General features: G+C 67.9%; 23 protein-coding genes and 1 tRNA gene. 8 read left to right on the top strand and 16 right to left on the bottom strand.

Going from position 1 to position 22986, the window contains the following annotated elements:
- Positions 1 to 74: 74 nt before the first annotated feature.
- The 3 genes from ACI3KY_RS14585 to ACI3KY_RS14575 are packed head-to-tail and all read right to left on the bottom strand — an operon-like array spanning position 75 to position 2588.
- A complete protein-coding gene (locus ACI3KY_RS14585; RefSeq protein ID WP_404930877.1) occupies positions 75 to 929 on the bottom strand; it encodes a hypothetical protein in 855 nt (284 codons plus the stop codon).
- Entirely contained in the window at positions 926 to 2323 is a 1398-nt protein-coding gene (locus ACI3KY_RS14580; protein WP_404930876.1) for an AAA family ATPase, read from the bottom strand. Before ACI3KY_RS14580 ends, ACI3KY_RS14585 begins: the two co-directional genes overlap by 4 nt.
- Positions 2277 to 2588 (bottom strand): helix-turn-helix domain-containing protein, encoded by a 312-nt coding sequence (locus ACI3KY_RS14575; RefSeq protein ID WP_404930875.1) that lies wholly within the window; start codon positions 2586 to 2588, stop codon positions 2277 to 2279. Before ACI3KY_RS14575 ends, ACI3KY_RS14580 begins: the two co-directional genes overlap by 47 nt.
- A 139-nt stretch (positions 2589 to 2727) precedes the next feature.
- On the opposite strand from ACI3KY_RS14575, the gene ACI3KY_RS14570 reads away from it, so the two are divergent.
- Positions 2728 to 2895, top strand: coding sequence for a hypothetical protein (locus ACI3KY_RS14570; RefSeq protein ID WP_404930874.1), 168 nt, complete (start codon positions 2728 to 2730; stop codon positions 2893 to 2895).
- A 5-nt stretch (positions 2896 to 2900) separates the two neighbouring features.
- On the top strand, positions 2901 to 3701 hold the full coding sequence (locus ACI3KY_RS14565; RefSeq protein ID WP_404930873.1) for a hypothetical protein: 801 nt from the start codon (positions 2901 to 2903) through the stop codon (positions 3699 to 3701).
- A gap of 163 nt (positions 3702 to 3864) precedes the next feature.
- Here ACI3KY_RS14565 and ACI3KY_RS14560 read toward each other — a convergent pair whose 3' ends face one another.
- Positions 3865 to 4272 (bottom strand): hypothetical protein, encoded by a 408-nt coding sequence (locus ACI3KY_RS14560; RefSeq protein WP_404930872.1) that lies wholly within the window; start codon positions 4270 to 4272, stop codon positions 3865 to 3867.
- A gap of 702 nt (positions 4273 to 4974) precedes the next feature.
- On the opposite strand from ACI3KY_RS14560, the gene ACI3KY_RS14555 reads away from it, so the two are divergent.
- The gene (locus tag ACI3KY_RS14555; protein WP_404930871.1) at positions 4975 to 6066 is read left to right on the top strand and encodes a DUF4917 family protein; all 1092 of its coding nucleotides are present in this window, start codon (positions 4975 to 4977) and stop codon (positions 6064 to 6066) included.
- A gap of 237 nt (positions 6067 to 6303) precedes the next feature.
- Here ACI3KY_RS14555 and ACI3KY_RS14550 read toward each other — a convergent pair whose 3' ends face one another.
- The 4 genes from ACI3KY_RS14550 to ACI3KY_RS14535 form a co-directional block, all read right to left on the bottom strand.
- Positions 6304 to 6864, bottom strand: a complete 561-nt coding sequence (locus ACI3KY_RS14550; protein ID WP_404930870.1) for a hypothetical protein — start codon at positions 6862 to 6864, stop codon at positions 6304 to 6306.
- A gap of 625 nt (positions 6865 to 7489) precedes the next feature.
- Positions 7490 to 8419 (bottom strand): type II secretion system F family protein, encoded by a 930-nt coding sequence (locus ACI3KY_RS14545; RefSeq protein WP_404930869.1) that lies wholly within the window; start codon positions 8417 to 8419, stop codon positions 7490 to 7492.
- Positions 8416 to 9276, bottom strand: coding sequence for a type II secretion system F family protein (locus ACI3KY_RS14540; protein WP_404930868.1), 861 nt, complete (start codon positions 9274 to 9276; stop codon positions 8416 to 8418). The genes ACI3KY_RS14545 and ACI3KY_RS14540 overlap by 4 nt, the downstream gene beginning before the upstream one ends.
- A complete protein-coding gene (locus tag ACI3KY_RS14535; RefSeq protein ID WP_404930867.1) occupies positions 9273 to 10421 on the bottom strand; it encodes a CpaF family protein in 1149 nt (382 codons plus the stop codon). Before ACI3KY_RS14535 ends, ACI3KY_RS14540 begins: the two co-directional genes overlap by 4 nt.
- Before the next feature lie 105 nt (positions 10422 to 10526).
- Here ACI3KY_RS14535 and ACI3KY_RS14530 point away from each other — a divergent pair, with 105 nt between their 5' ends.
- The 3 genes from ACI3KY_RS14530 (at position 10527) to ACI3KY_RS14520 (ending at position 11722) form a co-directional block, all read left to right on the top strand.
- Complete coding sequence (locus ACI3KY_RS14530; RefSeq protein WP_404930866.1) at positions 10527 to 10742, top strand: PLDc N-terminal domain-containing protein; 216 nt, start codon at positions 10527 to 10529, stop codon at positions 10740 to 10742.
- Between the two features lie 67 nt (positions 10743 to 10809).
- Positions 10810 to 10891 (top strand) — tRNA-Leu (locus tag ACI3KY_RS14525).
- A gap of 45 nt (positions 10892 to 10936) precedes the next feature.
- Positions 10937 to 11722, top strand: coding sequence for a DedA family protein (locus tag ACI3KY_RS14520; RefSeq protein ID WP_404930865.1), 786 nt, complete (start codon positions 10937 to 10939; stop codon positions 11720 to 11722).
- 27 nt (positions 11723 to 11749) lie between these two features.
- On the opposite strand, the gene ACI3KY_RS14515 is transcribed toward ACI3KY_RS14520, so the two are convergent.
- Positions 11750 to 12676, bottom strand: coding sequence for a Ku protein (locus ACI3KY_RS14515; RefSeq protein ID WP_404930864.1), 927 nt, complete (start codon positions 12674 to 12676; stop codon positions 11750 to 11752).
- Between the two features lie 68 nt (positions 12677 to 12744).
- Here ACI3KY_RS14515 and ACI3KY_RS14510 point away from each other — a divergent pair, with 68 nt between their 5' ends.
- A complete protein-coding gene (locus tag ACI3KY_RS14510; RefSeq protein WP_404930863.1) occupies positions 12745 to 15360 on the top strand; it encodes an ATP-dependent DNA ligase in 2616 nt (871 codons plus the stop codon).
- Between the two features lie 27 nt (positions 15361 to 15387).
- On the opposite strand, the gene ACI3KY_RS14505 is transcribed toward ACI3KY_RS14510, so the two are convergent.
- The 4 genes from ACI3KY_RS14505 to murI form a co-directional block, all read right to left on the bottom strand.
- Entirely contained in the window at positions 15388 to 16299 is a 912-nt protein-coding gene (locus tag ACI3KY_RS14505; RefSeq protein ID WP_404930862.1) for a cation diffusion facilitator family transporter, read from the bottom strand.
- Between the two features lie 91 nt (positions 16300 to 16390).
- Positions 16391 to 16993 (bottom strand): RdgB/HAM1 family non-canonical purine NTP pyrophosphatase, encoded by a 603-nt coding sequence (gene rdgB, locus ACI3KY_RS14500; protein WP_404930891.1) that lies wholly within the window; start codon positions 16991 to 16993, stop codon positions 16391 to 16393.
- Positions 16994 to 17076: 83 nt separating this feature from the next.
- Entirely contained in the window at positions 17077 to 17832 is a 756-nt protein-coding gene (gene rph, locus ACI3KY_RS14495) for a ribonuclease PH (RefSeq protein WP_404930861.1), read from the bottom strand.
- A gap of 102 nt (positions 17833 to 17934) precedes the next feature.
- Positions 17935 to 18762 (bottom strand): glutamate racemase, encoded by an 828-nt coding sequence (murI, locus tag ACI3KY_RS14490; protein WP_404930860.1) that lies wholly within the window; start codon positions 18760 to 18762, stop codon positions 17935 to 17937.
- A gap of 41 nt (positions 18763 to 18803) precedes the next feature.
- Between murI and ACI3KY_RS14485 the strand changes: the two genes are divergently transcribed.
- Positions 18804 to 20153 (top strand): nicotinate phosphoribosyltransferase, encoded by a 1350-nt coding sequence (locus ACI3KY_RS14485; protein WP_404930859.1) that lies wholly within the window; start codon positions 18804 to 18806, stop codon positions 20151 to 20153.
- 27 nt (positions 20154 to 20180) lie between these two features.
- Here ACI3KY_RS14485 and ACI3KY_RS14480 read toward each other — a convergent pair whose 3' ends face one another.
- Genes ACI3KY_RS14480 through ACI3KY_RS14470 form a run of 3 tightly spaced genes read right to left on the bottom strand, consistent with a single transcriptional unit; the run spans position 20181 to position 22822 of the window.
- Entirely contained in the window at positions 20181 to 20447 is a 267-nt protein-coding gene (locus ACI3KY_RS14480; RefSeq protein ID WP_163617487.1) for a DUF3039 domain-containing protein, read from the bottom strand.
- Between the two features lie 51 nt (positions 20448 to 20498).
- Positions 20499 to 22064: a hypothetical protein gene (locus ACI3KY_RS14475; protein ID WP_404930858.1), complete on the bottom strand. Its 1566-nt coding sequence runs from the start codon at positions 22062 to 22064 to the stop codon at positions 20499 to 20501.
- Positions 22040 to 22822 (bottom strand): ABC transporter ATP-binding protein, encoded by a 783-nt coding sequence (locus tag ACI3KY_RS14470; RefSeq protein WP_404930857.1) that lies wholly within the window; start codon positions 22820 to 22822, stop codon positions 22040 to 22042. Before ACI3KY_RS14470 ends, ACI3KY_RS14475 begins: the two co-directional genes overlap by 25 nt.
- Positions 22823 to 22986 lie beyond the last annotated feature (164 nt).

Below are 22986 nucleotides of genomic sequence, written 5' to 3'. Positions count from 1 at the left end.
TTCTTACACTTTTTCAACACAATCCGACGCGCTGAGCGACCTGACCGAGAATCATCGTTTTCGGACAGTCCGGGTCAGGCCGCGCAAGGGCAGGAGAAGGTCATCCTGCCGTGAGTTTCACCCCATCCCACGAGATCCCTATACCAATCGGTAGCGCCGAGATGTGCACAGAGAAGTCCAGCGAGAAATGCGGTGAGAAGGGAACGTGCCCCAGCTGTGACACCGTGATCCCGTAGAACCCGGGACAACGCACTGAAGAAGTCGTGGTCTCCCACGAACTGGTCATGTTGTTGCGGAAGGCGATCAGCGATCCTTGCGGTTCCGCTCGTGATCGTCTCTACCGCCAACGCGGTGCTAGACCGCCCTATGGCAATCGCCGCGAGCTCGGTTTCGCTTACGGGAAGTGATGACACGTTTCCGAGAGGAAAGTCGCGAAGTCGAAGCTCCCACTGCTCAGTCTCGTTAGCGATGCGGAGCGGCACCATCGCGGCGGCAAGCGCGAAAGCCTGCTCACGTACATCGGACGTTGAGAAGGTCGTTCCCGCCATTCGAGCCGCCCTGCTGTGCGTGTCAATGACACGATGCAGAAGCACCTGTCCGGCGAGTAACACGTCCATCAGGACGTCATGGTTGCTCGAAGACGTCACATTCTCGGGGTAGCGCACGGGCGGGCTTGCAAGTGCGTCGAAGTCGGAGTCAACGAAGAAGCGAACTCCGCGAAGCCGTTGCTGTTCGGCGAGTGCGGCGGCGTGGAGCACGTTGCTCTTCCCGCCGGTTCCCCTGACGAGGCGCACGTCATGTTCGTTGATGTGCGCCTCAAAGAGGAAGTGATCGTCGTCCCCCTCGACAACCAGGATCAGTTCTGACGTCGCCTGCCGCGTGAGCAGGACTGTAGCGAAGAGGGTTTCGCCTGTTAGGGCACTTCTCACGTGAAGGGCGCTTCCTCGGGCCCAAGCGCGATCGCCCTATCCCAGGAGTCGTTGATGATCTGTGGAGAGTGAGTGGCGACTACGAAGCGGAAACCGGCGATCTCAGCGATTCTCTGCACATCAGGTATGAAGGCCATCTGCCAGACGACATGTAGGGAGATCTCGGGCTCATCGATCAGGACAAGCGCGCCCTCAGGGACGTTAAAGAGCAGGTCGAACATGAGGATGATCTCGTGCTGTTCTCCGGATGACAAGGAGTTCAGATCGATTGTGTGGCCCTTAGGGTCATGCTGAACGAGTAGGCCGTCCTTCGCGGTCACTCGGAGCTTTTTCCGGAGGAGCCGAGTGTTCACGATGGCCTCAAAGAGCTCGATCTTGTGAAGAAGGGTCTCAAATGGGGCGAGCTTCTGAACTGCATCATCCAGATACTGGGTGAGCAGGCGGATCTCCCAACCCTCCAGCTCGCGGTCGGGTAGCGACAGCTCCTCGGCCAAGTCCACCGAGGCCACTCGCCCTAGCCGGCTTCTGAAGGCATTCTGCTCTTCGTACCGCTGTCGCACCTGCTCCACGTCCCAGGGCGGCATTGAACCTTCGAGCACGCGATTGGGGAACGTCCGGTCGAGCTGTTGGGTAATGGTCGAGTGCTGAGCTTGCGCACCCCCAAGCAGTCCGCGCATCTTCTCGGCGTGATCCACGATCTTCGATGTGTGTTTCCGACGCTGGTTGGGACGCGGCGCGAAAGTGCGTGGCCTGTCTACGATGCTCTCGATACGCAGTCGCTGAGTCTCGATGAGATAACTCTTTACGACGCGTCGAAAACTGCGAAAGACCGTGGGGAGGCGGTCCTCCCGCTCCTTGAACTCGGGGAATCTGTCCTCCAGTTCCGCGAGTGGAAGGACTTCTCCATCGCGGAAGTCCTCCCAAAGATCGTTCTCAATGGGTCGCCAGGAAGTGTTCTCGATCAACCAATCGAAGCTGTCGTCCCCGGCGTAGTCCCATGTCTCAGGTTCGCCGGTCGGCCGAGTCAACGAGAAAGTGAGACGCCGCCGCGCGCGTCGCCTCTCATTCGGGGCGGGCTCGTCGCTGGAGGTCGGTCCGACAAAAAGAACAGTGCCGTCGGAAAAGCTAAGGCGAGCGTCGGTGAACGGCAGCCGCGACAGCGTCCCGCCGTCAACTCGACACATCGCATGGATGATCTCTAGGAACTTCGTCTTTCCAACACCGTTCGGCCCATAGATGATCGTGAACTCTTCGTCCGGGCCGAGTGTGAGGCGATGGTTGTACTCATCGAGCACTCCGTGCGCTTCCGCGCCGATCAACGCGATCCCATGTATTGCCACTCGTTCACTATGTCGCATCGGGGTGCGGCTCCAAAACCGGAGGACGTTCGTCATACAGCGGTCGTAGAAGATCTCCGAGATCGACTCCAAGCGCCAGCGCGAGCCGCCACCAGGTGACGAGCGTTCCACTCGTCGCAGGTCGTTCCTGATCCCGGCGCTTGTCCGGCTTGGCGGACTCCAACGCGACGATGGTGGCGCGTGCCACGCCCGACCGCGCAGAAAGTTCGTCGTAGGACCATCCGCGTTCGTGCCGTAGGCGGGCGAGATGGATGCGGAGCGCGGCGATGTTCGGTTCGGCGACAGGCGACAGGTTGGGCACACCCCTACGCCACCCGTTCGCCGGTTGCGTGCTGTTATGGCTAGCCAGCACACTTATGGTTAGCCATAACGACCTTGCGTGGACACGGTCGTCGGCTCCGAAACTTGTGCCCTCCCGAACATCCTGCCAAGGGGAATCCATGAGCGGATCGGACTTCTGGATTCGGTACTTCGACTCTTTCGAAGGCACCGGGTCCAACCAAGGAAGCAGCTCCGCGCTGGCGCTCGCGCTCCTCCTTCCCACCTTCGTGCTGTGGGTGCTGTGGCGCTCAGTCGCTTGGCTGGTGCGCCTCTTCGTGCGGAGGTAGATGCAATGCAGACAAATAGCCTCGCTCTGGCGATCGCCCTTGCCATGATCGATGAGTCTGTGGATGCATACCGCGCTCTGCTTCGCGACCACCCGATGGACTGGGGCGAGGAGGCGACGCGGCGACAGCAGGAGGCGGCAGACCTGCTCGATCGTGCACAGACCCTCGGAGCTGCGCTTGCGCGAGCGGAGTTGCCCACCTTCAGCGAGCGCTTCTCAGGCGCATACGGAGCCATCGAGCGTCTGGAGACCCTGCGGGCGCAGATCGAGTACGACCCCGAGGAGGACGAGGACATCGAGGTGGACGCTGGGCTGAGTCTCGCAATACGACTTGTCGGTGGCCCACTGGACGGCCAGACGCACGATCTGGAGCCGCTCCCATCCGATGAAAACGCGAACGGATCTGCACCAAGACGGATCCAGCTCCCCCACATCGCAGGGAACGAGATCAACATGCTCACGTACCTGAGGGACAGCGAACCGAGCCTGGGCGAGTGGACGTACTTCTACTTGGACGCTCTGGATCCGTCCAGAAGCTTGGAGGCGAGTACCGCGATGGGTTCTCCCAGCGAGCGACTTGCAGAGGCCCTGGCGCATCTGCACAACGCCAACCGCGAGCTTCGAAGGCAGACCGACGCGGGCCTCCAAGCAGGGCTCAGAGCCCTGAACGAAGCCGTCGTCATCGCCCAGAATGAACTGGCTCCCGCCGAGCAGAATGTCTTCATTCGTCGTCGCCACCCGGTCCAGGTTCTCGCGAACGAGATGGAGGACCGAGCCTCTTTCGACCCTGATTGGAGAACGGTCTGAGGCCCCAAGGGACCTCTCCGGCTGGACCGATTTACCACCCAGGGGGTGTATGAATCCAGGTACCCCGGAGGGGTGTTCGTTTCCGGAAACGATGACACCCCCGGTATGCGCGTCCTGACTAATAGACCTACGCGCACACGCGGGATCTCGCCCAATCATCGGGTTACGCGCTACACGCCCTTATTCGCTTCACGAGGTCGTCGCCGTTCAGAAACGCCTGCAGTTCCTCGTCGGTTGGACGAACAGCGGACTCCACATCACTGCGCTCTTGAATCCGGTCTAGCGCGGCGGGCACCTCGCGCAACAGCTGGTAGTACCGGCTCTCGCTCATCCCGGTCTCGGCGATGACGCGAGCCTTGCGCTCTCCGGGCGGCAATCCGTAGTGCGGCAGGATCGCGGCAACCGTGAAGCGGGGCGTCGGCCCCTTGCGGGTGCCCGTCGCGCGCCCATGCCGGCCTCCGGCGGCCCGGCGCTCCACCTTCGTCTTGTCCCAGCGTTGGAGCACCCACGACGCGCGTCCGTGCATCGTGGCAGCGAGCGAGCCACCGACGAGCACCAAGCCCTTTCGCATCCCGTGAGGGTGCGAAGGGTCGGCGTACTCGTGCCCGAACCTGTCGTCTGCCACGAGCTGCAGCCAGCGCGCCAACGCGGCGACGTCTCGCTCGCTCCGCGAGTCGAGCGGGCGGGTATGTCCCCGTCTGGCCTGGGCCAGGTGTCGGCGGCTAAGTGCTTGCATGGCCAGCGAGCACAGATGCGTGCTCACAAGGTTCTGGTATGTGTCCCCCGGAAGGACATCGGCACGGTCGGGTCTCTGAAGAGTCATCGGGGCTCCAGCGGTTGAGAATCGCCTTCGCATCATCCAACGGGTCGGCGGAACCGTGGATGCCCGCCCGTAGCCTCTACAGGCGTCCCTGTCGCTGGATTGCGACGAGACCGCGCATCGGGTCCAGTATCTCACCGACGGCACGTCAGGGTCGGCTTCATCTGCCGCCGAGCGGCTGATGTGTGTTCGCAGTAGCGCGTGACGTGTGCTCCCACAGCCCAGTGCAGTGGAGTGCAGTGCACCCCTACGGGGGTAGACAAGTTACTGTGCAGTCGCTGGAGCAACTAATAGTTACTATGCACTCGCTGGTGCATGAGAATGCCCCGCCCGATGATGAGTCGGACGGGGCGAGGTCTCAACCAAGAGCCATCTGGATTCTACCGGCGAGGAGGCTCCGGCAGAGAAGGTCGGTCATCCGACGCCTCGTTCCGGGAATCATGCCGGAAGCGAATGAGCGACGATCGCCGCGAGCTGAAAGGCACGTTACGAGCTACGCTCACGCCTGTGACACGAATCCTCACCTTTGCCGAAGCGATTGCTGACGCGAATCGAAAGTGCGACTCCCTGTCGGTCCTGCTGGGTAACGGCTTCAGCATCGCCTACGACAGCACGATCTTCAGCTACGAGTCGCTGGCTGAGGAGGCGGAACTGGCCGCACTGTCCGTGCCAAAGGCCGATCTATTTGCAAGCCTGAGTTCGCAGAACTTCGAAGTCGTCATCGACAAGCTAAACGCGGCCTCCAGCATCCAGCGGCTGTACGGCGGCGATCCGGTGCTTGCGGACCAGATGGCGGCGGATGCGGTGGTGGTCCGCAACGGCCTGGCAGACGTCCTTGCCAGCCGTCACCCTTTCAACGCTCTCGCGGTGACGGATGAGGAAGTACGCCACGCGCGCGAGTTCCTAACGCACTTCCTCAACATCTACACGTTGAGCTACGACCTGCTCCTGTACTGGGCGGTCAATCGTTCGGAGGTCGGTCCCTTCGTGCGGAAGCGCGACGGGTTCGAGTGGCCGACGTGGAAGGACCGCTCCCGGCTTATCTGGAAGCGCCGACCTACTCAGGGACCACAGCGCGTCTACTTCCTACACGGAGCTCTCCACCTCTTCGTGCAAGATCGCAAGCTGACAAAGCTGAGTTACAACTCCCATGGTTCCATCGTGGGAGAGCTTCGCTCGCGACTCGAAGCCGGTGAATACCCAATCGTTGTGACTGAAGGAACGAGGCTCGAGAAAGAGGCCCGGATCGAACGAAGCGCTTATCTGCGGACCGCGCTCCAGAGGTTCGGGTTGCTCGACGGCGCGCTTTTCATCCACGGCGTCTCAATGTCGCCGAACGACGACCATGTGTTGGAACTCATCGAGACCGAGTCCAGCACCATCACCGCGCTCTACGTGGGGATCTACGGAGACCCAGATGCCCCGAGCGCTCGCAAGGTGATCGACCGCGCAAAGGAGATGAAGCGTCACCGCCGTGAGAGCGGGGGACGGCCGCTTCGCCTTCGGTTCTACGATGTAACATCAGCGCACGTTTGGCGTGATTGACGCGTCACATGTGATTGGTGCGACCGCCGATCGCCCGTGACTTCCTACTCGCGAACAGACCCGCAGGCGCGCCTAGTCACCCTGACGCTCGGGGATTGGCGCATCTCCCTCGCGTAGTCCTCCCTCTGTCTGGTACTGGCCTACTAGGACTCGTCGGGGTCGATACCTCGGCCCCAGAGGCGTCATACGTGCAAGGCGATAAAAGCCCAGTCGCGCACCGCTCTTGGACCGAGCGACTCACACGCCGCGCTGAGTGCCGTTCTTCCAGCGACGGAAATGGATACCTGACGTGGTCGCTAGGTCGGCTTTGCGTTTCGCGATGGGCATAGTCAGGCCGTCAAGCATGTGATGCGACAGGAGCACCTGAGCGTACTGACTCGCGCTCGCTCCGTGGATCGTTTGGAACGGAGCAACAAGCTCACGGCATACCTCGGTCTGGCTGAAGGTGCGTGCAAAGTTCGCTTTGCCCGACTCGCAAGCGAGCGACACGAAGATCTTCGGAGCTTCGCCGGTTGGTATCGCCAGAATCTGACCGAGTTCGACACCTCCGACCGGCCCTTGCCGATCAAGGAACTGAAGTCCATTCTGTCCAGCGTGGGAGACCAAAATCACGTGGCTGATGCCCCGCCAACGGTGGTTCGCATTCCACAGCGCAGTCAGTTCTGTCACCGTGCGCACGCGCCAACTGTGCACGAGGTCATCTGGAAGTAGTAGGCGCATGAAGTGCAGAACGCTCTTGTGCAGAGGCTCGATGAGCCCGTTCTCGGAGACGATGTCCCCGACCGAGATGATCGCCACTCCGAGGCTCGACGAGTGAACGCGGCTTGATCCGATTCGATGCGTTTCGCCTGGTCGCCCCGGAACATCGACCACAACGCTCCGCCCCTCGACCCGGAGGACTTTTCGCGCGACGAGAGCAAAAGGCGAGAGAGAGGGGTCTGGGAAAGTCGACGATGGAACATAGACGGTGTCGCCGTCGTGGTACGTCGTGCGCCTATTAGGTTCAGTCTCTTCGTCCGCCATTTCGCGATCCTCGCACATGCGGCTACCGGTACATGAGTCACTGCGGCAAGAAGGGTTTCATCCGCTTTCAATAGTCACGCGCGAGCCAGAAGCTCGATTGGCCGAAGGTCTGCGTCGGCGTTGTGCGGCATCGCGGCGGTTCTGGATGCCCCGTGCGGCGTAGCAAGACCAGGCCGCGGGCGGAAGCGTTGGTAGCCAGTCAACTATGACGAACTCATCGGACTCGATGCGCGCTGGTTCACTTTGGGTGGCAAGCGTCGGCTGTCGTTATAGGTGGTTGATCTTTACCGCCCAGCCGGGCACGTCACCCCGTTCGTCGTCCGCGAGGTCGTCCCACGCCCGGGAAAGCCGAGCCGTGAAGCGCTGCAGCCGTGTACTCATCATTTCTCCTTCCGGCCCTTCAGCCGAGTCCGAGTCGAAGCATGAAGATGCCGGGGAACACTGCGAACAGCACGCTCAACGGCAGGATCAGGAAGACGAGCGGGAAGAGCATGTAGATCTCCTTCCGCCCCGCCCGTTCGATGAGGGTGCGCTTGGCGTCCTCTCGCGCATCGAGTGCCTGCGCCTGCAGGACGTGCGCGAGCGGCGCGCCCCGCTCGATCGCGGCGACCAGCTGATCGATGGAACGGGTCAGCGCAGGGATCTCGAGCCCGGCCGCCAGCCGGGTGAGCGATTCGGACAGCGGCGAACCCGTGCCGACGGCGATGACCACCCCCTTCAGCTCGGTGGTGAGCTCGCCTGCGCCGACCTCGCTCACGCGCCGCAGCGAGTCGAGAATGCCTTCGCCCGCCGACAGGCACAGCGCGAGGAACTCCAGCACCGTCGGCAGTTCCTCCTCGATGCGCACCGCACGGGCTTTCGCGGCGTGAGTGAGCCACGCGTCGTACGCCAGCCCGGCCGCGACGGCCGCGACCGGCGGCAGCAGTCCGAGCACCGGCGATCCGCGCCCGGTGAGGACGAGGACGACGACCACGCACCCGCCCGCGCCGAGGCCCACGATCGCCCACCCGAGCTGACGGCTGCGGAATCTCGGGGCATCGATCGTCCAGGCGGCACGCTGCAGGCGCCGTGTCAGCACGGCATCGCCGCCCGCCATGCGGGCGAACCGGCCCCGCGTCAGTGCCGACCAGACGAAGGGTCCTCCCCCGTTGCCTGCCGCCACGTCGAGCCCACGCGGGTCGGTGACGTCACGGATGTACGGCGCGATCCGCCGCGCCAGGCTCGGTGCACCCCAACGCGGCGCCAGCGAGATCAGCAGGCACACCCCGAGACCGAGCGCCGTGCCGAGCACGACGGCGAAGGCGAGGTCGCTCGTGCCGGTGACGATCATCCGAACCACCGCCGAGGCTCCGGCAGGCGGCCGAGTCGGATCATCAGCCGGTAGGCGACGAGCGAGACGGCCGCCCCGACGAGGATCAGCGCGATGCCCTCCGGACTCCCGTACGCCCGCGCCCCCTCGGGGCGCATGGCGAGCAGCGCGAGGATCACCCACGGGGCGACAACGCCGAGCACCGCCGCGCCGCGGATCCACGACTGTCGCGATTCCACCTCGGCTCGCAGCGCGGCATCTGCGCGCACCGACGTCGCGAGCGCCCGCAGCACCGAGGTGAGCTCCGTGCCACCGACCTGGCGCGCCATCCGCAGCGTCTCGACGATGCGATCCGCCACCGGATCCGCCAGGCCCACCTTGAGGCGCTGGATGCTCGAGTCGAAGTGACCCGATGCCGCCATGTCGCCTGCGAACCCGGCGAAGGCCGGCCGCAGCTCGGCGGGTGCGGAGTCCCCGAGGCTCGCGACGGCGTCGGGAAGCGACATGCCGGCCCGCACCGAGGCGATGAGCAGGTCGCAGACATCCGGCCAGAGGCCTCGTCGGGTGCGCAGCAGCTTCGAGCGACGAGCGCGCAGCGCGGCGAACGGCGCGAGTGCCCCCGCCACGGTGGCCACCAGCGCGAGGGCGGCGACCGGTGCGATGAGCCAGGCGATCGCGGCGGCGACCACGGCGCACACGCCTGCGACGACCAGGATGGACGCGACCGAGACGCGGGACAGCCCGGCGTCTTCGAGCAGCCGGGCGATCCGCCCCCGGCGCACCGTCTCGGTCCGGTCACGGGAACCCGCAGGCCACAGCCAGGGCGACACCACCAGGAGCAGCCCGGCCGCCAGCACGGCGCCCCACACGAAGGTCACCGCTCATCCGCCCGGTAAAGGGTGCGTGCGGTGACCACGCCGTCCGCCACGCCGGTCGGTGCGACGATCTCCACGACCCGCCGAGCGCCCGAGGCGTCGCGTTCGCAGTGCGCGACGAGCTGGACGGATGCCGCGACCGCCGGCTGAACGAAGCTCGCGTCGATGTTGCGCCCCGCGAGGAGCGGCAGTGCGGCGAGCTTGCCGAGGGCCTCCCGCGCGGAGTTGGCGTGGATGGTCGCGGCGCCCGGGACGCCGGTGTTGAGCGCCAGCAGAAGGTCGAGCGCTTCGGCGTCGCGCACCTCGCCGATCACCAGACGGTCGGGACGCATGCGCAGGGCTTCTTTCACGAGCCGTCGGAGTGTCACCTCGCCGGTGCCTTCCAGGCTGGGCTGCCGCCCCTGCAGCGACACGAGGTCGGGCGCCGCGACCGCGAGCTCGAACGTCTCCTCCACCGTCACGATGCGATGCTCCGGAGGGCACGCGGCGATGAGCGCACCCAGCAGCGTCGTCTTGCCCGCGTGCGTCGCGCCCGAGACCAGCACCGACCGTCCGGCGATCATCGCGTCACGGAGAAGGGTCGCGGCTTCCGGCGCGATCGAGCCGGCTGCGACCAGCCGGCCGAGGTCGCGGTACGCCGGGAGGAACTTGCGGATGTTGACGGCCCAGTGCCGTCGCGTGATGTCAGGGATGACGACGTGCAGCCGACTGCCGTCGGGAAGGGAGGCGTCGACGAACGGCTGACTCAGGTCGACCCGACGGCCACTGGATTGCAGCATCCGTTCCACCAGGTCCCGCACGGCGGTGTCGGTGAGCATGAGCGGCACCCGCTCGGCGACGCCCCCGCGCGCCACGAAGATGCGGTCGGGGGCGTTGATCCACACCTCCTCGACGGTCGGGTCGTCGAGGTACGCCTGCAGCGGGCCGAACCCCGCCACAGCAGCCAGGACTTCTCGCACGCAGGCCGTCTCGTCGTCGACGGGTGCCATGCCGCGTGCCAGGGCGAAGTCGTTGTGGCGACGAACCTCGGCGCGGGCGACCTGCGCCGCGAATTCGGGGTCGCGCGACGGATCCGACCGCTCGGCGCGGAGCCTCTCTCGCACGCGCTCCGCCACGAGACTCGCGACGGGAGCGGTGGGTGAGGTCACGTCAGCATCCTCGCAATTCGCCCCGGAGCCGGCCGAAAGTTATCCACAGGTGCGGCACGCGCCTCCGCGCGGCAGGATGGAGACACCGAAGAAAGGACGACGAAGATGACGAAGATGACCAAGACGGAACTGGCTCCGGCGGCGAAGGCCGGCCTCGGAATCCTCGGCATCGTGCAGGTCGCGTTCGCGTTCCTGGCATTCTGGGACCTCGCGAATCGCGACGCCGAGGAAGTGCGCGGACCGAAGGCTGCGTGGGTCCCCGCGATCCTCGTGAACTGGATCGGGCCGGCGAGCTACTTCCTGTTCGGCATCCGCCGCTGACCGCCCTCGGAACGGGGGCCAGCCCCACAGCCGACGCCCATTCCCCTCAGTAGACTGAGAGCCTCTCGCGGGAGTGGTGAAATCGGCAGACACGCAGGATTTAGGTTCCTGTGCCCTCGGGCGTGTGGGTTCAAGTCCCACCTTCCGCACGCGAGTTCTCGCATCCTCCGCCGACTGACGACGGGAAATCCATCGTGCACGCAGTTCCCACCGCGCTGATCCCCTGGCTGGATCCTGCCGCCATCATCGAATGGGCGGGCCCCTGGGCGCTCGTCGCCGTGTGCTTCATCATCTTCGCCGAGACGGGTCTCCTCATCGGGTTCCTGCTCCCCGGCGACACGCTGCTCGTCATCTCCGGCCTGCTGTCGCACCCGCAGCCGTACGCGCCGAACGGCGTGTTCGGCATCAGCGTCTGGTGGGTGGCGCTGCTCATCGGCCTCGCCGCATTCCTGGGCGGGGAAGTCGGCTACTACATCGGCCACAAGGGTGGCCCCGCGGTCTTCGAGAAGAAGGAATCCGGGCTGTTCAGCGTCAAGAACGTCGAACGCACCAACGCGTTCTTCGACCGGTTCGGCGGGCTGACCATCATCCTGGCCCGCTTCGTGCCGATCGTGCGCACGTTCGCACCGGTCGCGGCCGGCGTCGGCCACATGAACAAGTGGAAGTACACGCTCTACAACCTCATCGGCGCGGTGCTGTGGGGCTTCGGTCTCACGATGTTCGGCTACGCCATCGGCTTCATCCCGCCGGTCGCGACCTTCGTCGAGAACTACATCGACCTGATCCTGCTGGCCGCCGTCGGCGGCACCGCGCTCGTGACCCTGTGGCACTACTTCCGCGAGCGCAGCAAGGCCAAGAAGGCGGCCGCCGCGGGTGAGGACGTGGTCACGGACCACTCCGAGGCCGAGGCGCTGGTGCTCGACCCCGAGGTGTTCGACCGCGGTCCCGAGCACCACGAGGGTGGCGCACCGCGCGCCTGACCGGACGGCGGCTGACCGGTCGGACCGTCAGGAGGCCTTCTTCTTGGCGGCGGGCTTCTTCGCCGTCGACTTCGCCGCGGGCTTCTTGGCGGATGCCTTGGCCGCGGGCTTGTCGTCGGCTGCGGCATCCTTCTTCCCTGACGATCCCTTCGGGCCGCCTTCGCGAGCCGCACGCGACTTCTCGACGCTCGCACGCAGGGCCGCCATGAGGTCGATGACCTCGCCGCCGGCCTCTTCCTCCTCCTGATCGCCGAACGTCTCGGAGGTATCGAGCGCGTCGCCCTGCTCGAGCTTCGCCTCGATGAGGGTGCGCAGCTCCTGCTGGTACTCGTCGGTGAACTCCTCGGGGTCGAAGTCGCTCGAGAAGCTCTCGACGAGGGATGCCGACAGCTCGAGCTCCTTCGCCGAGATGCGCACGCTCTCATCCAGCGCCGGAAACGCCGCCTCTCGCACCTCATCGGCCCACAGCAGCGTCTGCAGCACGAGCACGTCGCCGCGCACGCGCAGCGCGGCCAGTCGCGTCTTCTGCCGCAGCGAGAAGCGCACGATCGCGGTGCGGTCGGTCTGCTCCAGCGTCCTGCGCAGCAGGACGTATGCCTTCGGAGAGCTGGAGTCCGGCTCGAGGTAATAGGCGCGATCGAGCGTCAGCAGATCGATCTGCTCGCTCGGCACGAACTCGACGACGTCGATCTCGCGGCTCTTCTCGGCCGGGAGCGCGGCGAGATCGTCCTTGGTGAGGACGACGGTCTTCTCGCCGTCGTCGTACGCCTTGTCGATATCGGAGAACGGCACGACCTCGCCGTCGATCTCGCACACCCGCTGGTACCGGATGCGGCCGCCGTCCTTGTTGTGCACCTGATGCAGCGACACGTCATGGTCCTCGGTCGCCGAGTACACCTTCACCGGCACGTTGACGAGCCCGAACGTCAGTGCACCCTTCCAGATCGCCCTCATCCCACCAGTGAACACCAGTGCGCCGACACCGGGCCACCCCTTGTGCCCGTCGCCGATACTCTGTCCGCATGGCGGGCGACGAGCAGCTGGTGCGCATCGGCGGTCGACGCCTGCGGATCACCAACCTCGGCAAGGTGCTCTACCCCGAGACCGGCACCACCAAGGGCGAGGTCATCGACTACTACTCGCGCATCGGCGAGGTGCTGATCCCCCACGTGATCGGGCGTCCCGTTACGCGCAAGCGGTGGCCCGACGGGGTGGGCACCGAGGACGATCCCGGAATGGTCTTCTTCGCGAAGGACCTCGAGCGCGGCGCGCCCTCCTGGGTGAGACGGATGCCGATCCCCCACTCCACCGGAACCAAGGAGTATCCGCTGGTCGGCGACATCCCGACGCTCGTCTACCTGGCGCAGGTGGCGAGCCTCGAGCTCCACGTGCCGCAGTGGCGCTTCGCGCCGGACGGCGGTCGAGGGCCGGCCGACCGCCTCGTGCTCGACCTCGATCCCGGTCCCGGCGTCGGTCTGCAGGAGTGCGCGGTCGTCGCGGGCTGGGCTCGCGACATCCTTCTCGGCATGGGGCTGGACCCGTACCCGGTGACCAGCGGCAGCAAGGGTATCCACCTCTACACCGCGCTGCCGCCCGGCCAGTCGACCGAGCAGGCGTCCGCGCTCGCGAACGAGCTCGCCCGGGCGATCGAGGCGGACCACCGCGACCTCGTGGTCAGCAGCATGAAGAAGAGCGAGCGCCACGGCAAGGTGCTCATCGACTGGAGCCAGAACAACGGGTCGAAGACGACGATCGCCCCGTACTCGCTCCGCGGTCGCGCACACCCCACCGTCGCCGCGCCCCGCACGTGGGACGAGCTCGACGACCCGCAACTGCGCCACCTCACGTTCACCGAGGTGCTCGAGCGGATGGAGACCATCGGCGATCCGATGGCGGCACTCGGCTTCCACGCCGGCGGACGCGAGGCCGAGTCCGGCCCGCTGTCGGCCTACATCTCCAAGCGCAGTGCGCAGCGCACCCCCGAGCCCGTTCCGGCCAACCCGCTCGGCGCCACCCCGTCGGGCGAGCGGCCCCGCTTCGTGATCCAGGAGCACCACGCGAGCCGGCTGCACTGGGACTTCCGGCTCGAGCACGACGGGGTGCTCGTGAGCTGGGCGGTCCCCCGGGGCGTCCCGCACTCCTACAAGCGGAACAACCTCGCCGTCATGACCGAGGACCATCCGATGGAGTACGGCACCTTCGAGGGCACGATCCCGGCGGGCGAGTACGGCGGCGGCACGGTGACGATCTGGGACGACGGCCGGTACGACCTCGAGAAGTGGCGCGACGACGAGATCATCGCGACCCTCGAGGGGCGCCCGGGCGGCCCCCTCGGACGCGTGCGCCTCGCGCTCATCCGCACCGAGGGCGAGGGCGAGAAGTCGAGCTGGCTCCTGCACCGGATGAAGACGGATGCCGAGGGCCGGCCGCAGCCGGACGGCATCGTCGTCGAAGCCACGCCGCAGGCCGATGAGGCGCGGCCGTCGCCCCGTGCCGGCCGCGAGCGACGCGCCTCCCACGCGGCGGAACCGGGGCTCGGGGCACCCGGGGCAGCAGAGACGCCGCAGGCGGAGCGGCGCGCGGCGGATCCTCCTGCTGCCGGGAGGACGCCTCACCATGGCGACGGCGACTCCGCGGCACGTTCGTCGCGGCCGCTCCCCGCGGGCGAGGAGCTGCGCCCCATGCTGTCGACGACGGCCACCCCCGCTGCCGCCCGCGCCGCGTCGGAGCGATGGGGCGAGCCCGCTTGGGTCGAGATGAAGTGGGACGGGATCCGCGCCGTCGGCGTGTGGGACGGCCATCGGCTGCGTCTGTTCGCACGCAGCGGCAACGAGGTGACCCATCGCTACCCCGAGCTGACGGCCGTGGACGCCGGTCTCGGCGGCGAGCCCGCGGTGCTCGATGGCGAGCTCGTCGCGCTCGAACCCGACGGGCGGCCGAGCTTCCCGCTGCTGCAGACCCGCATGAACCTCGAGCGCGCGGGCGACATCGCCCGCAAAGCCCGGCGGACCCCGGTGCACTACTACCTCTTCGATGTGCTGTCTCACGACGGAGACGACCTCGCCGACCTTCCGCTCCGAGAGCGGCGCGACGTCCTCGAAGCGGTGGCCGCGGCAGCCGTCGACGCGATCGCAGTCCCTCCGGTGTTCGACGACGTGGACGCCGCGCTCGACACGAGCGTCCAGCTGAGGCTCGAGGGGATCGTGGTCAAGAATCCAAGTTCGCGGTACCTGCGCGGAGGCCGCTCGGAGGCGTGGCTGAAGGTGAAGATCACCCGCACGCAGGAGGTCGTGATCGCCGGCATCCGCCCGGGCAAGGGCGGCCGCAGCAACACCTTCGGATCCTTGCTGCTCGGGATCCCCGACGAAGCGGGTCTCCGCTACGCGGGTCGCGTCGGAACGGGCTTCAGCGACTCGACCCTGGCCACGCTCATGAAGAAGCTGCTGCCGCTGCGCACCGACGCCAATCCGCTCGTCGGCGTGCCGCCGCTGGACGCGCGTGACGCGCTGTGGGTGCGGCCGGAGCTCGTGGGCGAGGTCGAGTACGGCGAGTTCACCCCTGCCGGCATCATGCGCCACCCGCGCTGGCGCGGCCTGCGCCCCGACAAGAGGCCGGACGAGGTGCGCCGGGAGGACTGACGCGCCGCGCGCACCGCCCAGCTGCGCTCAGGCGTGCGCGTCGTGCTCGACGTGACCGGCGGGCTCCAGCTGGAAGGTGGAGTGCTCGACGTCGAAGTGCTGCGACAGGCAGTTCTGCAGACCACTCAGGATGCCGGCGGCCCGGCCGTCGCCGAGTGCGGCGTCGTCGACCACCACGTGCGCCGTGAACACCGGTGCGCCGCGGGTCAGCTGCCAGACATGGACGTCATGCACGTCCACGACGCCCGGGGTGGCGAGGATGTGGTCGCGGATCTCGGTGACGTGCGTCCCCTTCGGCGCCGACTCGGCGAGCACCGACACGACCTCGCCGAGAAGCCGGATGGCGCGGGGAACGATCATGGCCGCGATGAGCAGCGACGCGATCGCGTCGGCCTGATCCCACCCGGTGGTGAGGACGACGACCGCCGCGATGATCACGGCGGCCGAGCCGATGAGGTCGCCGAGCACCTCGAGATAAGCGCCCCGCACGTTGATGCTGTGCCGCTGCGCCGCACTGAGCAACCACATCGCGACGGCGTTCGCCACCAGTCCGACGACGGCGACCACGAGCATGAGGCCGCCGGCGATCTCACCCTCGCCCGGGTTCAGCAGGCGCACCACCGCCTCGTACGCCACCCAGGCCGACAGCACGAGAAGGATGACGCCGTTGACGAGGGCGCCGAACACCTCGGCGCGCTGGTAGCCGAACGTGCGGCGGTCGTTGGCCGGCCGCGCGGCCACGGTGCTGGCGACGAGCGCGATCACGAGGGCCGCCGCGTCGGTGAACATATGGGCTGCGTCCGCGAAGAGCGCCAGGGATCCCGACAGCGCTGCACCGACCACCTGCACCACCATCACCGTCGAGGTGATCGCGAGCGAGATCGCGAGCAGGCGGCGGTTGCCCGCTCCCCGGATCCCGGTCGGCGCGTGATCGTGCATGCGCCCAGGCTAAGCCCGGCAGCTGTCGCCGGCCGCCGTTCCGGCTAGTCGGGAATGATCGTGATTCTCAGTCGCAGCCCACGCGCGCCGCTCAGAGCTCCGCGAGCAGCGGGGCGAGCGCGTCGAACGCGCGGGCGCGGTGGGATGCGGCGTTCTTCTCGAGCGCCGTCCACTCGCCGACCGTCCGCTCGGCGTCGGCCTCCTGGCCGTCCGGGATGAAGATCGGGTCGTAGCCGAAGCCGCCCTCACCCGCCGCCGCGGTGGCGAGGCGGCCGGGCCAAACGCCCTCGACCACGCCCTCCCGCGACGCCTCGCCGGGCACGACGAACGCGATCGTCGAGACGAACTGCGCCGTCCGGTGCGGGTCTCGGATGTCGGAGAGCTGGTCGAGCAGCAGGTTCAGGTTGGCCGCGGCATCCTTCGCGTGCCCTGCCCAGTAGGCGGAGAACACGCCGGGGGCGCCGCCGAGCACGTCCACGCAGATGCCCGAGTCGTCGGCGAGCGCCGGCAGACCGGTGTGCTCCGCCGCGGCGCGTGCCTTGATCAGCGCGTTCTCGGCGAAGGTGACGCCGTCCTCGATGGGCTCGGGGCCGTTGTAGGCGACGACGACGAGGTCCGGGCGCGTGGCCGCCACGATCGCCTGGAACTCCTCGACCTTGTGACGGTTGTGGGTGGCGAGGACGATCTGACGCACAGCCCCGTTCACGTCCGAGCCTGCCACCGCCGTCTGGGCCTCTGCGGCGGCGATCGCCTCGGCCATGTCGTCCGGGTGCGCCGTCACGCTGCGCCCTCGCCGGCTCCCTCGCCGAGTGCGGCGAGCTGGTGCGTGCGCAGGTCGGCGCAGCCGTTCACGCCGAGTTCGAGGAGCGCATCCAGTTCGCGCTTGTCGAACGGCGCGCCCTCCGCCGTGCCCTGCACCTCGACGAACAGGCCGCGGCCGGTGACGACGATGTTCATGTCGGTCTCGGCGCGCACGTCCTCGACGTAGGCGAGATCGAGCATCGGCTCGCCGTCGATGATGCCGACGGACACGGCCGCCACCGAGTCGAAGAGCACGTTCGCCTTCTGTCCGATGAACTTCTTGCGCCGGCCCCACTCGATGGCGTCGGCCAGAGCGACGTACGCGCCCGTGATCGCGGCCGTGCGGGTGCCGCCGTCGGCCTGGAGCACGTCGCAGTCGATGACGATCGTGTTCTCGCCGAGCGCCTTCGTGTCGACGACGGCGCGCAGGGCCCGTCCGATCAGCCGCGAGATCTCGTGGGTGCGCCCGCCGATCCTGCCCTTGACGCTCTCGCGGTCGTTGCGCTCGTTCGTGGCGCGCGGCAGCATGGCGTACTCGGCCGTGATCCAGCCCTTGCCCTTGCCGCTCAGCCAGCGCGGCACGCCGTTCGTGAACGACGCCGTGCACAGCACTTTGGTGTTGCCGAACGAGATGAGCGCCGAGCCTTCGGCCTGACTCGACCAGCCCCGCTCGATCGTGACGGGACGCAGCTGGTCGACGGTGCGACCGTCGGCACGGGTGATGTCGGTCATTTCTCTCCTCTGACGGTGCGCAGGTCCCGAATTCGATCGCTTCCCGACGCCGGGAACGGTGGGTTTCGGGACATGGTGGGGGGATTGTGGGACACGGATGCCTCAGCTGAGGCGGGTGGGCAGGTCGATGGCGCCGGTCTGCACCAGTCGCACGGAGCTGACCTCGCGGCCCATCAGGCGGTGGGCGAGACGAAGGAAGTCGTCGGCCGACGCACCGGTGGCTTCGTAGACATGCTGGGGCTCGGCATCCGGTCCCGCAAGCAGATCGCGGGAGACCAGCTGGCGGTAGACGTCCTTCGCGGTCTCGGTGTCGCTCGACACGAGGCTCACCTCCGGTCCCATCACGTAGCTGATGGCACCCTCCAGGAACGGATAGTGGGTGCAGCCGAGCACCAGCGTGTCGACCCCGGCGTGGCGCAGCGGTGCCAGGTACTCCTCGGCGACGGCGAGCACCTCGGGCGAGCCCGTGACACCGGCCTCGACGAACTCCACGAAGCGAGGGCAGGCCTGCGCGAACACGGTCAGCTGGGCGTTGACGCCGAGCATGTCCTGGTACGCCCCTGACGAGATCGTGCCGGCGGTGCCGATCACTCCGACGCGCCCGTTGCGGGTCGTGGACATCGCTGTACGCACCGCCGGGTTGATCACCTCGACGACCGGCACGTCGTAGCGCTCGCGCGCGTCGCGGAGCATGGCGGCCGATGCGGTGTTGCAGGCGATGACGAGCATCTTCACGCCCTGGTCCACCAGGTCGTCGAGCACCTCGAGCGCGTAGCGGCGGACGTCCGCGATGGGCTTCGGCCCGTAGGGCGAACGCGCCGTGTCGCCGATGTAGAGGATCGACTCCTGGGGCAGCAGCGCCGAGACGGCCCGCGCGACGGTGAGACCGCCGACTCCGGAGTCGAAGATTCCGATCGGCGCGTCGTTCACGATGCCCCAGCCTACGCCAGCCGCTCACTAGGCTGGCCCGCATGACCCACGGCCACGCCTCGCGAGGGGGCGCCTCGACCGCCCTGCTGACCGACCGCTACGAGCTCACGATGGTCGACGCGGCCCTGCGCGACGGCACCGCCGACCGCCGCTGCGTCTTCGAGCTGTTCGGGCGGCGACTCTCGGCGGGGCGACGGTTCGGCGTCGTGGCCGGCACGGGCCGCCTGCTCTCGCTGATCCGCGATTTCCGCTTCGACGACGAAGAGCTGCGGTTCCTGCGCGACGAGAAGGTGGTGGATGCCTCGACCCTCGACTTCCTCGAGGGCTACCGCTTCACCGGCTCGATCACCGGGTACCGCGAGGGCGAGCTCTACTTCCCCGGCTCGCCCATCCTTACGGTCGAGGGCAGCTTCGCCGAGGCCGTCGTGCTCGAGACGCTCGCGCTGAGCGTGCTCAACCACGACTCGGCCATCGCCACGGCGGCCGCGCGCATGAGCGTCGCCGCCGGTGACCGGCCGCTTGCCGAGATGGGCTCCCGGCGGGCGGCGGAGGGTTCGGCCGTGGCGGCCGCGCGCGCGGCCTACATCGCCGGTTTCGCCGCGACCTCGAATCTCGAAGCGGGCCGGCTGTGGGGCATCCCCACGATGGGCACCGCCGCGCACTCGTGGACCCTCCTGCACGACACCGAGGAGGACGCCTTCCGCGCGCAGATCGATGCCCTGGGCACGGACACCACGCTCCTGGTCGACACCTACGACATCCACCGCGGCGTGGAGACCGCTGTGCGGATCGCGGGCACCGGGCTCGGCGGGGTCCGGATAGATTCCGGCGACCTGCCCACCGTGGCGGCCGAAGTGCGCGCGCAGCTCGACGCGCTGGGGGCGACCGGCACCCGGATCACCGTCACGAGCGACCTCGACGAGTACGCCATCGCGGCGCTCGCGGCATCCCCCGTCGACTCGTACGGTGTCGGAACCTCGGTGGTCACCGGATCGGGCACGCCGACGGCGGGCATGGTCTACAAGCTCGTCGCGCGGCAGGACGCCCAAGGCGGGTGGGTGGGGGTGGCGAAGGCGTCCACCGACAAGGCATCCAAGGGCGGCCGCAAGGCCGCGTTCCGCACGCTCGAGGAGGGAACCGCGACGAGCGAGCTCGTCGTCGTGTCGGATGGCTTCGAGGCGCTGGACACCGGCGCGTCGCACCCCGGCGCGCGTGCGCTGCAGGTGCCGCTGGTGACCGACGGGGAGCCGGATGCCGCATTCGAAGGCCCCGCCGGCGTGGAGGCCGCGCGGGCTCATCACGCCCGCGTGCGGGAGGAGCTCCCGGTGCGCGCTCTCGCCCTGAGCCGGTCCGACCCCGCCATCCCGACGATCTACGCGGACGCGGAGTGACCGGACGGGCGCACGGTCGACCGCGCCTCAGGCGCCGAGGGACTCGTAGATCTCTTTGCAGGTCGGGCAGACCGGGAACTTCTCCGGATCACGGCCGGGTGTCCACTTCTTGCCACACAGCGCGCGCACCGGCTTTCCCGTGATCGCTGACTCGAGGATCTTGTCCTTCTTCACGTAATGCGAGAAGCGCTCGTGGTCACCCGGCTCGATGTTCTCTTCTTTGAGGAGCTCTTCGAGCTCGCGATCGAGGGTCGCGATTCCGCCCTGGTCGGGGCTGTCCAGCGGGGTGCTCATGGTCTGCCAGTGTAGTCGGGGCTCGACGCGGTCGGGCCGGTCCGGACGAGGTCAGGTCGACTCGGCGAACTCCATCAGGCGCCCGCCGCGCCGCTCGAAGGCGATCGCACCGATCGTGATGCCGACGGCGAGCACGCCGAGTCCGATGGCGAGCCCTCCCCACAGCGCCATGTCCGCGGCATCCGTGTCTCCCTGCAGCGCGAGCCAGCCGCACCACAGCACCGGCGCCGACAGGACGAGCGCTCCCAGCATCACCGCTCCCTGCGCCAGGGCGCCCACGGCGGTCGTGCGCTGCGGCTGCTGGAAAGGGCTCTCGCCGGGGCGCGACACCGCGTACGGGGCGACGACCGACGAGATGCTCGACAGCCCCAGGCCCGACAGGAACAGCGCCGCGCACACCCCGGTGAGCGCCGGCAGCACCGCCCAACGCCCATGCAGCAGCGTCGCGACCGGGATGGCGACCGCCAGCAGCGGCACACCGACGAGGAGCACCGGCACCAGGCGTCCGACGCGATCGGAGACGCCGCGCATGCCGCTGGCGATGTGCATCCACACCGCGGTGGAGTCGTAGGCGAGATCGTCGTGCGGCAGCCAGCCGAGGAACAGCGCGGCGAACGGCACGGGCACGAGCGCGACGAGCTCGGGCGGGACGCCTGCGACGAGCAGCGGCACCACCGTGATGGCGGCCGCGAAAGGGATCACGAGGCCGTTGACGACGTAGCGCCGATCACCGAACCAGTAGACGAGGCTGCGCGCCGCGACCGCGCCTCCGGGGGTGCCAGGAGCCACCCCGAACCAGCCGAGACCGCCGCGCGCGCGGCCGGTGGTGGGCCGTTCCGTCGTCGTGAGCAGCCGGCGCACCGCCCAGGCCCACAGCAGACCGAGCACGATGATGGTTCCCACCGCCACGAGGACGGGCAGCCAGGCCTCGCCCCCGACCGCGACGACGCCGGGGAGCGCCCACGCAGCGCCGAGAGGCGTCACCGCCAGCGCATCCACCGCCTCGAGCAGCTGCGCAGGCACGGAGCCCTGCCATTCGAGCGATGCCAGGAACACGCCGACCGGCACCACGACCACGAGCACAACGAGAACGAAGACGCCGGACAGCTCGCGCGAGCGTCGCTCTCTCAGGAACAGCGACGCCAGCGCCATGCACACGCGCGCCAGCAGCGTGCACGTCAGGACGCCCAGCACGACGCTGACGATCCCGACGCCGACCGGAACGCCGTGGTCGGCCCAGACGATCGCGGCGCACACCGCGACGGCCAGCAGCACGAGGATCGGCACGCTGATCAGTCCGGCGACCGCGAGCACGAGCGCGAGCCCGCCGCGCGGCAGGCCGAAGAGCGCGAATCGCCGCGGGTCCAGCGGGTCGTCCACCGACCCGAAGAGCGGCGCGAGCGCGAAGCCCAGAGTGACCGCCGAGCCACCGAGAACCGTGACGGCGAGCACCTCCTCGGTGGCGGCATCCCGCATCGTCAGCAGACTCCAGCACGCCGCACCCGTCGCGACGAGAAGAAGAAGCAGGGCGCCGACGACGCGGACGACGTGCGCCGCGTCTCCGCGGAGCGTGCCGAGCAGCAGCGCGATCCTCAGTCGGAGAACGTGTGCAGCCACTCGAGACCCTCCACGTCGCTGAGGCCCCCGGCCAGTTCGACGAAGCGCTGCTCCAGCGTCAGCTCGCCCCGGACCTCGGCGACCGTGCCTTCGGCGAGCACCTGTCCGGCGACGATGACTGCCACGCGGGTGCAGACGCGCTCGACGAACTCCATGCCGTGGCTCGAGAGGATCACCGTGCCGCCGTGCGCGACGTAGGCGGAGAGGATGTCGAGGATGATCGAGCTCGAGACCGGGTCGACCGCCTCGAACGGCTCGTCCAAGACGAGCAGACGCGGCGAGTGGATCAGCGCTCCGGCCAGCATCACCTTCTTCAGCATGCCGGCCGAGTAGTCGGACACACTCCGACCGAGGGCGTCTTCGAGGTCGAACGCGCGCGCCAGATCAGCGGTGCGGCTCTCGACGACGGCGGGCGGGAGCTTGCGCAGCACGCCGTAGTAGTAGAGCAGCTGGCGGCCGGTGAGGCGATCGAAGGTGCGCAGTCGATCCGGCAGCACGCCCATCAGCTTCTTGGCAGCGAGGGGCTTGGCGGCGGCATCCACTCCCCCGATGTGAATGGTGCCGCGATCCGGTTCGAGCAGGCCGGCGATCATCGACAGCGTCGTGGTCTTTCCCGCTCCGTTCGGTCCCACCAGTCCATAGAACGTGCCCGTCGGCACGGTGAGGTCGATGCCGTCGACGGCGTGGGTGCTCCCGAACCGCTTGGTGACCCCCCGGAGCACGAGCGCGTCGCCCGTTGGGGCCGCGAGCGGAGGCACGGCAGGGAGAAGGGATGCCGCAGCCGCGGTTTCCTGGTCGGCCGACGCGCTCGTGCTCCGGGGGGTCACCAAGCGGTTCGGGAGCACCCACGCCGTCGACGGCATCGACCTCACCGTGCCGACGGGCACGTTCTATGGACTGGTGGGACCGAACGGAGCGGGAA

Origin of the sequence: Microbacterium sp. ZW T2_14 (assembly GCF_044987405.1) — a bacterium.
GTDB lineage: Bacteria > Actinomycetota > Actinomycetes > Actinomycetales > Microbacteriaceae > Microbacterium.
The sequence above is the reverse complement of the archived record's forward strand: the minus strand, read 5'-3'. Positions and strand labels throughout refer to the sequence as shown.

What these genes read in the sequence shown, in the direction of transcription:
- ACI3KY_RS14515 (WP_404930864.1), bottom strand. Translation starts at nt 12,676, where the DNA reads ATGAGGGCGATCTGGAAGGGTGCACTGACGTTCGGGCTCGTCAACGTG.
- ACI3KY_RS14545 (WP_404930869.1), bottom strand. Translation starts at nt 8,419, where the DNA reads ATGATCGTCACCGGCACGAGCGACCTCGCCTTCGCCGTCGTGCTCGGC.
- rph (WP_404930861.1), bottom strand. Translation starts at nt 17,832, where the DNA reads ATGACCGACATCACCCGTGCCGACGGTCGCACCGTCGACCAGCTGCGT.
- ACI3KY_RS14510 (WP_404930863.1), top strand. Translation starts at nt 12,745, where the DNA reads ATGGCGGGCGACGAGCAGCTGGTGCGCATCGGCGGTCGACGCCTGCGG.
- ACI3KY_RS14555 (WP_404930871.1), top strand. Translation starts at nt 4,975, where the DNA reads ATGAGCGACGATCGCCGCGAGCTGAAAGGCACGTTACGAGCTACGCTC.
- ACI3KY_RS14485 (WP_404930859.1), top strand. Translation starts at nt 18,804, where the DNA reads ATGACCCACGGCCACGCCTCGCGAGGGGGCGCCTCGACCGCCCTGCTG.
- ACI3KY_RS14570 (WP_404930874.1), top strand. Translation starts at nt 2,728, where the DNA reads ATGAGCGGATCGGACTTCTGGATTCGGTACTTCGACTCTTTCGAAGGC.
- ACI3KY_RS14480 (WP_163617487.1), bottom strand. Translation starts at nt 20,447, where the DNA reads ATGAGCACCCCGCTGGACAGCCCCGACCAGGGCGGAATCGCGACCCTC.
- ACI3KY_RS14565 (WP_404930873.1), top strand. Translation starts at nt 2,901, where the DNA reads ATGCAGACAAATAGCCTCGCTCTGGCGATCGCCCTTGCCATGATCGAT.
- ACI3KY_RS14580 (WP_404930876.1), bottom strand. Translation starts at nt 2,323, where the DNA reads ATGACGAACGTCCTCCGGTTTTGGAGCCGCACCCCGATGCGACATAGT.
- ACI3KY_RS14560 (WP_404930872.1), bottom strand. Translation starts at nt 4,272, where the DNA reads ATGCGAAAGGGCTTGGTGCTCGTCGGTGGCTCGCTCGCTGCCACGATG.
- ACI3KY_RS14505 (WP_404930862.1), bottom strand. Translation starts at nt 16,299, where the DNA reads ATGCACGATCACGCGCCGACCGGGATCCGGGGAGCGGGCAACCGCCGC.
- ACI3KY_RS14530 (WP_404930866.1), top strand. Translation starts at nt 10,527, where the DNA reads ATGACGAAGATGACCAAGACGGAACTGGCTCCGGCGGCGAAGGCCGGC.